This is a genomic window from Corallococcus sp. AB038B, from assembly GCF_003668955.1.
Lineage (GTDB): Bacteria > Myxococcota > Myxococcia > Myxococcales > Myxococcaceae > Corallococcus > Corallococcus exiguus.
Map to the genome: position 1 here is coordinate 1,082,795 of NZ_RAWO01000002.1, position 14,376 is coordinate 1,097,170.

At 69.9% G+C, this 14,376-nt stretch carries 7 protein-coding genes; 2 read left to right on the top strand and 5 right to left on the bottom strand.

Annotated elements, in window-relative coordinates; all coding sequences use genetic code 11:
* Positions 1 to 36 precede the first annotated feature (36 nt).
* Together D7Y04_RS15445 and D7Y04_RS15450 are read left to right on the top strand one after the other, a co-directional pair.
* Complete coding sequence (locus D7Y04_RS15445; protein ID WP_121759800.1) at positions 37 to 2,070, top strand: membrane dipeptidase; 2,034 nt, start codon at positions 37 to 39, stop codon at positions 2,068 to 2,070.
* Positions 2,071 to 2,243: 173 nt separating this feature from the next.
* Positions 2,244 to 3,653 (top strand): hypothetical protein, encoded by a 1,410-nt coding sequence (locus tag D7Y04_RS15450; protein ID WP_121759801.1) that lies wholly within the window; start codon positions 2,244 to 2,246, stop codon positions 3,651 to 3,653.
* A gap of 54 nt (positions 3,654 to 3,707) precedes the next feature.
* Here the strand turns inward: D7Y04_RS15450 and D7Y04_RS15455 are convergent, their stop codons facing one another.
* The 5 genes from D7Y04_RS15455 to D7Y04_RS15475 all read right to left on the bottom strand — a co-directional run bounded on the left by D7Y04_RS15455 (position 3,708) and on the right by D7Y04_RS15475 (position 14,366).
* Complete coding sequence (locus D7Y04_RS15455; RefSeq protein ID WP_121759802.1) at positions 3,708 to 5,000, bottom strand: hypothetical protein; 1,293 nt, start codon at positions 4,998 to 5,000, stop codon at positions 3,708 to 3,710.
* 53 nt (positions 5,001 to 5,053) lie between these two features.
* The gene (mxcH, locus tag D7Y04_RS15460; protein WP_233601430.1) at positions 5,054 to 7,588 is read right to left on the bottom strand and encodes a TonB-dependent siderophore myxochelin receptor MxcH; all 2,535 of its coding nucleotides are present in this window, start codon (positions 7,586 to 7,588) and stop codon (positions 5,054 to 5,056) included.
* A gap of 112 nt (positions 7,589 to 7,700) precedes the next feature.
* Positions 7,701 to 8,981, bottom strand: a complete 1,281-nt coding sequence (locus D7Y04_RS15465; RefSeq protein ID WP_121759804.1) for a 3-deoxy-7-phosphoheptulonate synthase class II — start codon at positions 8,979 to 8,981, stop codon at positions 7,701 to 7,703.
* Entirely contained in the window at positions 8,978 to 13,417 is a 4,440-nt protein-coding gene (gene mxcG, locus D7Y04_RS15470) for a myxochelin non-ribosomal peptide synthetase MxcG (protein ID WP_121759805.1), read from the bottom strand. The genes D7Y04_RS15465 and mxcG overlap by 4 nt, the downstream gene beginning before the upstream one ends.
* Before the next feature lie 43 nt (positions 13,418 to 13,460).
* Positions 13,461 to 14,366, bottom strand: coding sequence for an isochorismatase family protein (locus D7Y04_RS15475; protein ID WP_121759806.1), 906 nt, complete (start codon positions 14,364 to 14,366; stop codon positions 13,461 to 13,463).
* Positions 14,367 to 14,376 lie beyond the last annotated feature (10 nt).

The following is a 14,376-nucleotide window of genomic DNA, read 5'->3' on the forward strand; positions in this document are numbered from 1 at the left end:
TCCCAGTGTGCCCCACCCCCCAGAGAGGTGCATTGCATGTCGCGTCGCTCCCGAATTGTCTCAAGGTATTTGTTCTCACCGCTGCTCGCGGCCACGTCGCTCGCGCTGGCCTGCGGGCCCGTCACGGACGAGCCGGCCGCCCCCGTGGAGGCGCCCGTGGAGGTGGCCCAGCCGCTCGCGGTGACCGGCTTCGCGGAGATGCACCACCACATGTTCGCCGAGGAGGCGTTCGGCGGTGGGTGGTTCCACGGAAGTCACACCGGCACGCTGGCGAGCTGTGACGGCGGCATGCCGGAGAGCGACCACGCGCGTGTCCGCATGGACCTGAGCAACATGCTCAACCTCTGTCCCAACTCGGGCAGCGTGAACCTGAGCGGCATCCCCGTCCTGTCCGACATCTTCGGCGTGGGCGGCGCGGTGGCGTCGGAGATCATCGGCCAGGTTGAAGGCACCCAGGGCGACACCGGTCTGCACCTGGGCCGCATGGAGACGCCCACCCAGTGGCCGCGCTGGGACACCATCGCGCATCAGCAGGCGTGGGAGGGCTGGCTGAACAAGGCCCGCCAGGGCGGCATGTCCCTGGTCATGGTGTCGCTGGTCAGCAACGAGTTCCTCTGCAAGGCGCTGCCGTACCAGAACCTCAAGCGGCCTTGTGACGAGATGATGGACGTTGACGTCCAGCTCCAGATGGCCCGTGACTTCGACGCGCGCACGGACTGGGCGGAGATTGCCCTGTCGCCCGCGCATGCCCGGCAGATCATCGCGCAGGGCAAGCTGGCCATGGTGCTCTCCATCGAGTCCAGCAAGCTCTTCGGCACCAAGGACTGGCGCGCGGAGTTGAACCGCGTCTATTCGCTGGGCGTGCGCTCGCTGCAGCCCGTGCACCAGCTGGACAACCGCTTTGGCGGCGCGGCTCCGCACAACGCCATCTTCCAGGTGGCCCAGTTCCTGGAGAACTGTCACATCGACACGGACTGCGGCCTCACGGGCAACGGCTTCACGCTCGGCTTCGACGTGGACGCCAACTGCAAGAACACCAAGGGCCTCACCGCGGACGGCAAGGCGCTGGTCCAGGAGATGATGAACAAGGGAATGCTCATCGACATGGCCCACATGTCCGAGAAGAGCGTCCAGGACGCCTATACCCTGTCCCAGGGTCAGACGTACTACCCGCTGTTCATCTCCCACGGTCACTTCCGCGAGGTCATGAACCCGGACCTGGCCACCAACGAGAAGACGACGCCGTCGTGGGTGGTCCGCTACGTGCGCCAGACGGGCGGCATGTTCGGCCTTCGCACCGCGCACGACGAGACGCGCAACTACAACCGCACGCCGGTGGCCAACAACTGCCAGGGCTCCACGCGCTCGCTCGCGCAGGCGTACGAGTTCGGCCGCCAGGGCCTCAAGGTCAACATGGGCTTCGGCGCGGACCTGAACGGCTTCATCCAGCAGACGCGCCCGCGCTTCGGTGACTTCGGCGCGTGCTCCGCGGGCTTCCACGCGGAGGCGGACGCGCAGGAGGAGCAGCAGCGTGTCTCCGGCCCGCCTCCGCTGGGCACCGACTTCGACGTGTACGGCCTGGCCCACGTGGGCCTCCTGCCGGACGTGGTGAAGGACCTGAAGCAACTGGGCGTCAACACCACGGGCCTGGAGGGCTCCTCGGAGAACTTCATCCGGATGTGGGAGCGCGCCAACGGCACCCGCACCGGCATGGCGGACGCGGCCAACGACATCGACACCGGTGGCGTCGACCCCTACGTCGCCAAGGCCACCCGTGAGGCGGCGTTCCCGAAGATCTGCGGCAAGGCCTACGCCCCCAGCACCAAGCTGGTGTCGGAGACGTGCCGCTTCGACCAGGAGTGCAAGTCCAGCCTGTGCAGCGCCTTGGACAACTGCGGCGACATCCCGGGTGTCTGCACCTGCTCCGCCGACTCGCACTGCGCCTCGAACCAGTTCTGCGGCTGGGGCACGAACGACGGCAAGTGTGTGAACAAGCGCGCCAAGGGGTCGCTGTGCTCCGCGGGCCGCGAGTGTCAGTCCGGCAAGTGCTCGTGGCTGATGTGCACGTGAGCTGAAGAATGAGGGCCCGGCGGGAAGCGTTCCGCCGGGCTTCATCCCCGGGCGCCTGTCGTATGGGCGCCGTCCGACGCGCGCGTTCCCCTCCGGACCTCATGCCATCTGGGAGCAGTGCCTCCACCTTCCGCCGTCGGTGAGCTGGGTCCCGGGCTCCCAGGAGGCGGCGAATGGCAGGACGCACGTGGCTGTGGGGTGCGGTGCTGGCGGTGTGGCTCGCCGGTTGTGGCGCGCCGCCGGAAGAGAAGGACCTGGCACCCACGCTGGCGGAGGCGCTGGAGGTCCAGGAGACGGACGCCGTCGCGGCCGGGGCTCCGGGGCATGACGCGAGGAGCCGGCCCTATTGGGTGCAGCCAATCCGAGGAGCGGACGACGACTTTCCAACGGGCATCGAGCACGACCGGGAAGGCAACGTCGTCACCGCCGGGTATTACTTCGCCCCCGTCGACTTCGGGACGGGGCCCATCGGGCCGTCCACCGGGCTTGTCGGGGCGATCTCCAAGTACAGGCCTGATGGGACGCTTGTCTGGGCGAAGGTGCTCGCCGCTCCCCCTCCGCCTGGAGGGGGCTTCGGCGGGGTGAACGTCTCTGCCCTCCACGTCGACCGGGCCGGGAACATCCTCGTGGGGGGAGGGCAAACCGGCGGGCTGGATCTGGGCAGCGGTCCGCTTCCCGAGGGAGCCTTCCTGGCTCAGTTCAATCGCCAGGGGAACCTGCAGTGGGTGAAGAGCTTCGTCGGCGTCATCGCTCCGAGAGCGATCACGACGGACCGCGCTGGCAACGTGGCCATGGCGGCCTACCAGCAAGGCACGGTCGACTACGGGGACGGTCCCGTCACGGTTCCCCCTACCAGCCTGGATGCCGATGTCCTCGTCAGCTACACGCCCGGGCTGGACCTCCGGTGGGTCTACCTCGAGGTCTCACATGGCTTGCTGAACGACGTCTCCGCGGACGCCGAGGGTGACTTCTACCTCGCGGGTATTGGACCGGATCCGGTGTTGCCATTCACCGCCATGGCCCGGTTCCAGCGCATCTCGTCGAAGGGCTGCCGGGTGTGGCTCCGGACGATTCCGGGGGCCAACTCCTTCGGCGTGCGGGCCCGCGTCAATGGCAACCGCGTCATCACCAGTGGTGACGTCCAGAACAGCTTCAGCTTCGCGGGAAGGCCCGTCGTCGTGTTCGGCCCACAGGGCTTCGTGGCGGCCTACACGCGCGCGGGTGAGGAGCGCTGGGCGGGGGCGATAGGGAACGGGACGGCGTACGCGGACATCGACCATCAGAACCATGTCTTCGCCACCGGCCGGTACACCGCGGGACAGCCCTTCGGGTTCGGGCGGGGACCGCTGCCGGGAGTCACGCAGGACGGCGGCTACCTGGCGCGCATCGAGCGCTCCCATGGACAGCTCGAGCAGGCGCGGATGGTGGCGACGGGACCGGTGACACCCATGGACCTGTCGGTGACGGAGGACGGCCGGGCCGGAATCATCGGGCTCTTCGGCGGTGCGACCGACTTCGGCTTCGCGACGCTGGACACCGTGGGCAAGGGGGACGACGTCTTCGTCCTCCAGCCCAGGCGCTGAAAAAGCACGGGCCCCCGCGCGAACGCACGGGGGCCCGGTTTCACGAAGCGGGGACTAGCGCAGCTGCAGGAAGGAGAACGACAGGCCCTGGTGCGTCGCCACCAGGTTGCCGGTCAGGTCCGTCAGCTCGCGGTAGTTCGTGGTGCCGCTGTTGTTGGTGAACTCGCTGAACACCGTGCGGCCGTTCATCTCGTACAGGAACGAGCTGCCCGTGCTGGCCGGCAGCGTGTCCACGAGCGTCGCGTTGGTGCCGGCGGCCGGGTCGATCTTCCACCACTTCCAGGCCACGGCGCTCGCCAGGGTGCGCGCGACCGTGTCCGCCGCGACCGGGTAGACGGTCTCATCCAGCACGCGCAGGTAGCCCGTGCCGTTGGGGCCCGCGAGCAGCGAACCGGTGGCGCCGCCGTTCGTCAGCGTGCTCAGGTCCTTGAAGAAGTTCGTGTCGTACTTGTTCGTCGCCGGGTCGAACTTCAGGAGGCAGGGGGTGGGCACGCTGGAGTTGGTGCCGGACACGCGCTTCTCCGCGGCGCCGTACGCCTCCGTCGCCAGGTACACCTGGTTGTCCGTGCCCACGATGCCGTCGCGCACGTAGCCGCAGCGCTCATCCGTCACCACCACCGCGCTGTCGTTCGCCGTGTCCACCACGATGATGCCCGCCTTCTTGGTGACGGCGGCGCCCGCGCGCCAGCCCAGCGGCATCAGCACCTTGGTGCCCACGCGGATCGGGTTGGAGGCGAAGGTCGTCGAGCTCCCGGTGACGGTCATGTCCGGCAGCGAGATGCTGTTCGTCAGCGTCATGTCCTTCGGGTTCCAGATGATGACCTGCGAGTTGCGGCCGTCGAAGTAGTAGGCCTTGGTCTCGGAGACGAACTGGAACTGGTTCTGGTACTCGCCGATGGAGGTGACGCCCTTGCCCGCGAAGGTGACCTCACCGGCCTTCTCCAGCGTGTTGCTGGCCGTCAGGTTGTAGCGGGTGACGGTGGCGCCGGCGCTGCTGGAGATGAAGATGGCGCCCGACTTCGTGATGCCGGAGCCCAGCGCGCGGCCGTTGATCTGCGTGGCGTTGGCGGTGGACAGCGGCGTGGCCGGGTCCAGCGTCTCCGTCAGGATGACGTAGCTCTGGGAGTTGCCCTCGACGCTGACCTGCGCGACGAACGCGTACATCGGCGGCGGCGTCGTGCCACCGTCGGTGTCCGTGCCCGCGTCGGTGTTGGTGCCCGCGTCGGTGTTGGTGCCCGAGTCCGGGGTGTTGTCGTCGTCGTCGTCGTTGCAGGCGGCCGCCGTGAAGGCGAGGGAGAGCGCCAGCAGCAGGCGCGCGGAGGTGCGGAAGAAGGGTGAAGGCTTCAAAGGACTTCCCTTTCAAGTGGGGTGAGGGTGCTGCGAATGACGGAAGGCGGTGCTCAGCGCTCCAGCGTGAACTTGGCGGCGATGAGCCGCCCGGGGCGCTGGACCCCGTAGAAGTCGTAGGTCTGGGCGTTGGTGATGTTCTGGAAGTCCAACGTCCAGCTCAGCCGGGTCGACATGTCGCGGATGACGTAGGTGAGCGCCAGCCCGTGCGTGAGCTGTGAATCGATGCCCAGCTTGTCGTCGTTGCCCAGCGCCTCCCAGGAGAGGAGGAAGTCGTCCACGTAGCGCGTGCGCCACGTGACGAGCAGCTCGTCCTGGAACTTGAGCAGGCCGGACACCCGGACCTGCGCGCTGCCGTTGGCCGTCAGGTAGGGACGGTTGGGGATGCGCTGGTCCTTGAACTCGGCGTAGTTGCCCTCGCCGGAGGTGTTGCGCAGATCTTGATACGTGGCGTTGCCGTCCAGGCTCAGGTAGCGGCCCGGAGACGTCCACCCCACGGAGCCCATCGCGCCCAGCGCTCGGGAACCGTAGACGTTCTGGTACGTGAAGTAGCTGCCCTGGCCAATCAGGATGATGAGCTGATCCGTCAGCCGGGCAAAGCCGTTCACGTTGGCGCGGAAGCTGCCGGCGCGGCCTGGCTCGGACGCGTAGCCCAGCCCCAGGTTGAAGTTGTGGCTGGTCTCCGGCTGGAGCTCCAGGTTGGCGTCGATGAGGTTCCCGTCACCGAAGATCTCATCCGGGCGCGGCAGCCGTGTGGCCCACTCGTAGGAGGCCTTGGCGCTGAGCTCGGGGGTGATGCGGAAGCGCAGGCTGTCACCCACGCCCAGCTCGTGCGCGGTGCGGCCCTGGTCCAGGAACTCCGCGCTGGCCAGCAGCTTCTGCGCCCGCACGTCCTGGAGGTAGTCCTTCACGAAGGCGATGTTCTGCAGCCGCCCGTCGATGGCGTCGAGCTGGTGCTCCAGGCCCGACACCAGGGACGTGACGCCGCGGGGCGCGGAGAGTGGATCCGGCTGGTTGTTCGCCTGGAGCCGACGGTCCTCGCCGGAGCGCGCCACGAAGGTGGGCGACACCGCGAGCCGCAGCGTGTGCGCGCCACCGGGCACGGGTGTCCAGGCGGCGTTGAGCCGCGCGAACGCGGTGTGCTGGTTGACGTAGCGCTCCGTGCCGCCTTCGCTGATCTCCCCCGGCTGGGGCAGGGTGAGGAAGCAGCGGCCATACCAGTCGTAGGCGCACGAGCCGATGTCCAGGAACCGATTGCGGCGGAACGTGTACCCGCCCACCGCGTCCACGCTCACGCCCGGGTCGTAGTTCTGAGCGTAGCGCAGCGTGGCGCCCGCAGAGCCGTCGGCGGTGGTCACCTCGCCGTAGGCGGCCTCCATGTTGACGTCGTTCTGGATGTCGCGGCCGGCGGCGTTGATGAAGCCGCGCATGAGCAGGCGCCGCGCCCAGGGCTTGTCCACGAAGCCCGCCTCGACGCTGGCCCCGCCCGCGCGGTAGCCGTCGTGGAAGCGCCGCACCTCCACGGGCACGGGCTTGCCCAGGTCGTTGGGCACCTCCACGTTGACGGGGTAGTCGTTGCGCGCGTCGTCGTAGAAGCCGTGCGCGCGCACCAGCAGGCCGGTGGACTCCTGGTAGTGACGGCCGCTCGCGGTGAAGCGGTGGATGTTGAAGGAGGCCAGCTCGTAGGAACCCGCTACGGCCGAGCCGCGCACGTCCTGGTCGGTGACGAGCTCCACTGCGCCGCCCAGCACGTCCGCGCCGAAGCGGATGGGCACCACGCCCGTGTAGACCTCCATCTGCTGCACCAGGTTCACCGGCACGTTCGCCAGGCCCGGGCCGTAGCCCGCGAACTCCAGCGGGACTCCGTCGATGAAGAAGCGCACCTGGTCATCCGACAGGCCCGCGATGGAGATGCGCGCGGTGCTGCCCAGGCCGCCGGTGCGGCGCACGTCCACGCCCTCCGTGCGCGCCAGCGCGGTGCCCAGGTCGGCGGACTCCATGCTGGCCTGCTCCAGCTCGATGACCTGCACGGCCTCCGCGGACTTGCGGCGGCGCTCGGCGCGCGTCTCGCCCACGGCTGTGACTTCGACGTCCTCCTCGTACTCGGTCGGGGCCTCGTCCTGGGACGCCGCGGCCTTCGGGCCGCTGGACAGGGCGGGCGGCGGCGTGGCGGCCACGGCCTTGGAGCGGCCGGGCAGTTGGAAGACGTAGGTGTACGTGACGCGCGCGGGGGCAGGGACGCCGTTGCGCTTCGCGGGCGTGAAGCGGAACTGGAGCGCGGCGGTGCGCGCGGCTTCATCGAAGCCGTGGCCCACGGGCTCCATCACCTCCGCCTGCGTCACCACGCCCTGCGTGTCCACGCGCAGCCGCAGGCGGACGTTCGCCTCCAGTTGCGCGCGCTCCGCCTCTTCAGGGTAGGGCGCCTCCACGGTGTGGAGCAGCTTCGGCAGCTCGATGACGGGCTCCGCTGGAGCGGGCGCAGGAGCTGCTTCGGATGCCGTGGGCGCGGCCGCCGGATCCTCCGCCTGCGTCGTGCCCGCGTGAGCCAGGCCACCGAAACAAATAGAAGACAGCAGTGCCGCGCCCAACAGGGACCGCCACCTGCGCTTCGCCTCGATCGCGATTATGAAAATGGTTCTCATTTTCAACGGCGCGACGTTTAGCCGCACGAAGTCTGAGCTGTCAAGACTGCATGGCAATTCACGCAGCGCGGTCTTGAGGGGTGAGCACCGTGGTGTGCAGGCCGTCCGCGACGCGGAACGCGAGCTGGAGCGACTGGTCCGCGTTGAGGCGCGGATCGCAGTGCGTGTGGTAGCGGTCGGAGAGGTCATCCTCGGACACGTCCAGCGGGCCGCCCAGGCACTCGGTGACGTCCTGGCCGGTCATCTCCAGGTGGATGCCTCCGGGGTGCACGCCCTCGGCGGCGGCGACCTGGAGGAAGCCCATCACCTCCGCGAGGATCCGCTCCAGCGAGCGCGTCTTGTAGCCGTTGCTGGCCTTGTGCGTGTTGCCGTGCATCGGGTCGATGGACCAGACCACGGGGCTGCCATGGCGGCGGGTGGCGGCCATCAGCCGGGGCAGGCGCGCGGCGACCTGATCCGAACCGAAGCGGCCAATGAGCGTGAGCTTGCCCGGGATGCCCTGGGGGTTGAGCGTGTCGATGAGGCGGACCAGGTCGTCCGGCTCCAGCGTGGGGCCGCACTTGATCCCAATGGGATTCTGGATGCCGCGCATGAACTCCACGTGGCCGCCGTCCAGTTGGCGGGTGCGCTCGCCAATCCAGAGCATGTGCGCGGACGTGTCGTACCAGCCGCCCGTGGCCTCATCGACGCGCGTCATGGCCTGCTCGACGTTGAGGAGCAGGGCTTCGTGGCTGGTGAAGAAGTCCACCGGGCGCACGGCGCCTTCGGACTCCGGCCGGTGACCCAGCAGGCGGGTCAGGTCCGTGTAGCCCTCGCGAGCGAAGGCCCGCACCAGCTGCATCGTCTCCGCGGACTGGTGGTACGCGCGCAGCAGGCGCTGGGGATCCGGCGTCCGCTCGCGGGCGTCGAAGTCCATGCCGTTGATGATGTCGCCGCGGTAGCTGGGCAGCGTGACGCCGTTGAGGGTCTCCGTGGCGCTGGAGCGCGGCTTGGCGAACTGGCCCGCGATGCGGCCCACCTTCACCACCGGGCAGCCGCCCGCGAACGTGAGCACGCCGGCCATCTGGAGCAGGAGCTGGAAGGTGCTGCGCACGTTCTCCGCGGAGAATTCCTTGAAGCTCTCAGCGCAGTCGCCGCCCTGGAGCAGGAAGGCCTTGCCCTCGGCCACCTGGCCCAGGGCTTCGCGCATGCGGCGGGTCTCTTCGGCATGCACCAGCGGAGGCAGCCGCGCCAGCTCCGCCTCCACTCGCACGAGGGCGGACGGGTCGGGGTAGTCGTCGGGGATGTAGCGGACCGGCTTCGCCCGCCAGGAGGAGGGGGACCAGGAAGAATTCGTCACGGGAGCGCCGTCACTTTCGGGGGCAGGATTCCCTGCGCGACGCAGGAGTCGAGGTAGCGATAGAGGAGGTCGCGGTCGGTGGGAGGGCAGCGGACGTCGGTGCCCTCCAGCGCGGCCAGCAGCCGTTCACAGCGGATGGGGCCCAGGCCAAAGGCCGGGGTGGAGTCCCCGCTGCGCAAATCAAAGAATGCGAGTGTGGCGTCGTGGCCGCCGGAGCCCTTCGCGACGCGGTCGCGCCACTCCGGCACGTGACACAAGTCCAGCGGGTAGCCGTAATCGCGCACCCAGCCGAAGAGCTCGGACAGGCGCACTTCCTCGGCGGGCGTCACGTTGAACACCGCGCCCGGATGCGACGCGCGCGCGAGTTGGACGATGGCGCTGGCCACGAAGTCCACCGGCGTCCAGACCTCGCCCACGTCCAACAGCGGCAGGGCGCGAACGGGCAGGCCGGCGAGCACGATGCGCCACACCAGGTCCTGCGTGTTGACGAGCGCGGTGTCCGGAGCACCCACCACGCGGCCCAGGCGGTACACCGTCGCGGGCAGGCCGCGCTCGGACGCCTGTTGCACCAGCCGCTCCGCGATCCACTTGCTCTGCTGGTAGCCGTCGCGAAGCCCGGGGTGCGAGGGGACGAAGGCCTCCGGCACGTCCGGGGACAGGTTCGCCTGGGGCGCCACCGCCAGCGTGGACACGTAGTGGAAGGGCTTGGGGCGGACGGCGGCGGCCAGCTTGAGCAGCTCGCGCGTGCCGCGCACGTTGACGCCCTGGAGGCTGCCGTACTCGCGCACCACGCTGACGACGGCGGCGTTGTGGATGACGGCGTCGCACTCAGCGGCGAGTCCGTGGAAGCGCGTGGCGTCCAATCCCAGCAGGGGCTGGGAGAGGTCCGCTGGCAGCGCGAGCACCCGCGCCTCCAGCCCAGCAACAGGCAGCTTCTGGCCGGTCAGCGCCGAGCGCAGCCGGTCCATGGCCTGCGCCTCGTCCTTGGCGCGCACGGGGCAGATGATCCGCGCGTCCGTCCGGGCCAGGAGTTGGTGGAGCAGGTGCGCGCCGACGAAGCCGGTGGCGCCCGTGAGGAGGACCTGACGGAAGCCCTGGCCCCGGCGCGGCAGCTCGCGCGCCCAGGCCTCTCCCGTCGAGGAGGGGACGACATCCTCGCCCAGCTCCGCGTCCGCGAGCATCGCGGGCGTGAGACCGCCAGCCTCGGCACCGCCCGTGCTTCCGCCCTGGAGCGCTTGCGCGAGGCCGGACACGGTGGGGTGCTTGAAGACGGTGGCCACGGGCACGTCGCGGCCCACCGCGATGCCCAGGCGGTTGGCCACCTGGATGCTCTGGAGGGACTGGCCGCCCAGTTCGAAGAAGTCGTCCTGGAGCGACGTGGCGGCGCGGCCCAGCACCTGCTCCCAGACCTCCAGCACCGTGCGCTCCATGGGCGTCGCGGAGGAGAGCAGCGCGGCGCTCTCATCCGCGGGCATCGCGTTCTGGAGGGCCTTGCGGTCGATCTTCCCGGTGCTGGTGCGGGGCAGCCGCTCCGCGAAGGCGAAGGCACCGGGCACCATGGGGGCGGGCAGCGCCGTGAGCAGGTGCTTGCGCAGCTCCGCGGGCGAGGGCTCGGGCGAGGCCACCAGATGCGCGCACAGCCGGCGGGACCCGCCCGGCAGCACCTGGCCGACGACGGCGGCCTCACGGATACCGGGATACTTCAGCAACACGGTTTCGACTTCGCCCGGGTCGATGCGGTGGCCGCTGATCTTGAACTCGTCGTCCACGCGGCCCACGAACACCAGCTGGCCGTCGTCGCGCACGCGCACCTTGTCACCGGTGCGGTAGGCGCGGGGTGTTCCCTCCACCGCGTCCAGGCGGGTGAAGCGAGCAGCGTCCAGCTCCGGGCGGCCCAGGTAGCCGCGAGCGAGCGCGCCGCCCATCAAGCACAGCTCGCCCTCCTTACCGGGGGCGGCCAGACGTCCCTGCGGGGTGACGACCGCCGCGATGACGCCGGGCAACGGGCGGCCGATGGGGACCTCGTCACCGGAGGGCAGGGCGTCCGGCCCGGCCAGCTCGGCGACGGTGGCGACGACGGTGGCCTCGGTGGGGCCGTAGGTGTTGAGCAGGTGCACGCGGTCGCCCGCGACGTCCTTCCAGCGGGCGATGCGCTCCGGCAGCGCCGCCTCGCCGCCGATGATGACGGTGCGAAGCGCGTCGGGAAGCCGTGCGGCGCCGGTGGACAGGCTGTAGGCCAGCTCGTGCCAGAAGGCGGTGGGCAGGTCGAGCAGGGTGATGCCCGCTTCGGCGCAGGCCTTCATGAGGCGCGGCACCGACTGGAGCATCTCGTCCGTGCGCAGCACCAGCCGTCCGCCCGCGCACAGCGTGACGAAGATCTCCTCCACGCTGGCGTCGAAGTGGAGCGGGGCGAACTGGAGGACGCGGTCCTCGGGGCCGACGCTGTAGCGCTGCGTCGCGCCCGCGACGAAGTGGGCCAGGGCCCCGTGCGTGATCTGCACGCCGTTGGGCTGACCCGTGGAGCCGGACGTGTAGATGACGTAAGCGAGCCGGGCTTCGACGCTCGACGCGGACTCCGCATCGCCTGCGCCAGGCCGCTGCGAGGAAGACTCCGCCGCGGAGGCATGCGCCTTCCCAGAGGAAGCGCTGAGGGAAGCGGGCGCTACTTGCGGGCTGACATGCTCCGTCGAATCCGGCGCTGAGGTGTCGGTCTGCTCCAGCCGCTGCACGACGAGCACACCCGGCGCGGTCGGATCCGTGTCGGGCGAGGGGCGTTCGGACACCACCATCACGGCGGGCCGCGCGTCCTGGAGGATGGCCGCGTTGCGAGTGGCCGGGCCGGTCGGATCAATGGGCAGGTAGCCCGCGCCCGCGAACAGGATGCCCAGGCTGGATACGATGGCGTCGATGCCCCGGGGCACCTTCACCGCCACCGCCGTGTCGGGCCGCACGCCCGCTTCGGTCAGGCGCGAGGCCAGGGCCTGCGACGCCGTCACCAGCTCGCGGTAGGTCATCCGCCAGCGGCCGTGCTCCAGCGCGACCGCGTCCGGACGGACTTCGGCCTGGGCCTTCAGCAGCTCCAGCACCGGGCGCACCGGAGGAACCGGGCCGCCATCCAGCACGGAGCCGACCCCGCCCGATACGGAACGCCGCACCGGCTGCTCGGGCTGCGCGAGCAACGACTCCAGCAACTGGAGGAACCTGCGCTGGTGCTCCTCGAGCGAGGCCTCCGTGTAGCAGACGGGGTTCGCGTCCAGGTCCACGCGCAGGGCCGTTCCACCCGACCGCGCATGGAAGCCGAAGGACAGGTCCTCCACCGGACCCGCGGAGATGTTGTGCGCCGTGCCCGGCACGCCCGCGAAGTCCAGGGCGTAGTCGAACGGCATGATGTTGACGACAGGGCCGAACAGCTTGCGCTGTCCACCCACGAGGCGCAGGTCGCGCCGCAGTTGCTCGTAGCGGTAGCGCAGGTGCGGACGCGAGGCCTTCATCTCCGCCGCCACGTCGCGGGCCAGCGCGTACAGCCCCGCGTCCGGCCGCACGGCGATGCGCAGCGGCACGATGTTCATGGCCATGCACGGCACGCGCAGAGACGCCGAGCCCAGGCGGCCCATCACCGGCAGGCCCAGCACGGCCTCCGGAGCGCCCGTGCGCTGGTGCAGGTAGATGGCCGTCACGGCCAGCACCACGTCGGACCAGCTCACGCCCGCCTGCTTCGCGCCCGCTTGCAGCGCCGTCATCAGCTCCGGCCGCAGGTATTCCGAGCGCCGCAGGAAGCGCGACGACATGGGCGCCGCCTCCGCGAGCAGCGGGGGCACCGGCGCGTCCTCGAAGCGCTTCACCCAGAAGTCGCGGTCCTTCTGGAGCTGGGCGCCGCTCCGGTACGCGACGTCTTCATCGAGCACGGGGCCCAGGCGGCTGAACCCCGCCGGCACGGCCTTGCCCGTCACTTCCGCCGTGTAGAGCTCCGCCACCCGCCGGGCGAGCAGCGAGAAGCCATAGCCATCCATGGCGATGTGGTGGATGCGCTGGAACCAGAAGGAACGCTCCGGCCCCACGGTGAGCAGCGCCTGCGCGAACAGCGGACCCGTGCCCAGGTCCACCGTGCGGCCCAGGTCCTTCCACATCCACTCCTGCGCGGCGGCCCAGGGATCGGACTCGCCGCTCAGGTCCACGTGCTGGAGCGTCCAGTCCGTCCCCGCGTCGATGCGCTGGGCCGGGCCTTCCTCGCCCGCGACGAAACGCGAGTGCAGCGCGTCCGCGTCCGCCACCGCCTTGCGCAGGGCGGACTCGAAGCGCACGGGATCCACGGCGCCACGGAATTCAATGCACTCCCCCGCGTTGTAGACGGGGCTCTTCAGGTCGAGCTGTTGCCCCACCCAGATGCCGTGCTGGGCCGCGGTCAGCGGGCGGTTGTCCTGGGATGGGGGAAGCATGACGGGGAACTCCGAGGGGGAAGGGTGCCGCCCCGAGGGCGGGTTATGAGGCGCGGACGCCGGGGGCCATCGCGACAGGCTGCTTCGCGGCGAGCAGCGCGTACCAGTCGGTGAGCGTGGGTTTCTCCGCGAGCTCCACGAACGACACCTCCGTGCCGCCCTGCCGCCAGCGCTCCACCAGGCTCATCAGGCGGATGGAATCCATGCCGCGCTCGAGCAGGTTTTCGTCCTCGCCAATCGCGGACGCGGACTCCATCAGCAGCTCCGCCACGTCCGCGCGAAGCTGATCGCGGTCCACCGCCGCGCCAGCGGCCTGCACCGGCATCGCGTCCATGAGCTGCTGCGTGGTGGTGACGAACGCCACGAGCTTCGAGGCGTACTCCAGCGCCATCTGGTGCTTCTCCAGCGAGAAGTCCGCCACCGCGTCCGCGACGAGGAAGGGACGGATCTCGCTCATGGAGCCGTCGCTGGCCGTCTGCAGGCAGCCGATGTGCGCGTAGATGCCGCAGATGATGAGCTGATCGCGCCCCTGCTCACGCATCAGGTCCATCAGGCGCGTGTTGCGGAACGCGCTGTAGCGCCACTTGGTGAGGACGGTGTCGTCCTGCGCCGGGGTGAGCTCGTCGATGATCTGCTGCTTCGGGCCGGCGCGGACGCCGGGGCCCCAGAACTCCAGCTGGAGGCCGCGCTGCTCCGCCGTCTGGTCTCCCGGCTGCGCGGAGTAGACGACGGGGATGCCCAGCTTCACCGCGTGCTCGCGCAGGCGCTGGATGTTGGCCACCAGCTCCGTTACCGGGGACTGGCCCTGCGTGAAGGCGTCCACGAAGTAGCGCTGCATGTCGTGGATGAGCAGGACGCAGCGCTTGGGCTCGGGCGCCCAGGCAAGCTTGTTCCGGGGCAGCTCCGCCGCGCCGGGCATGGAATAGGGGGCAATGGCAGGCAGTGCCATGAAGGGCTCC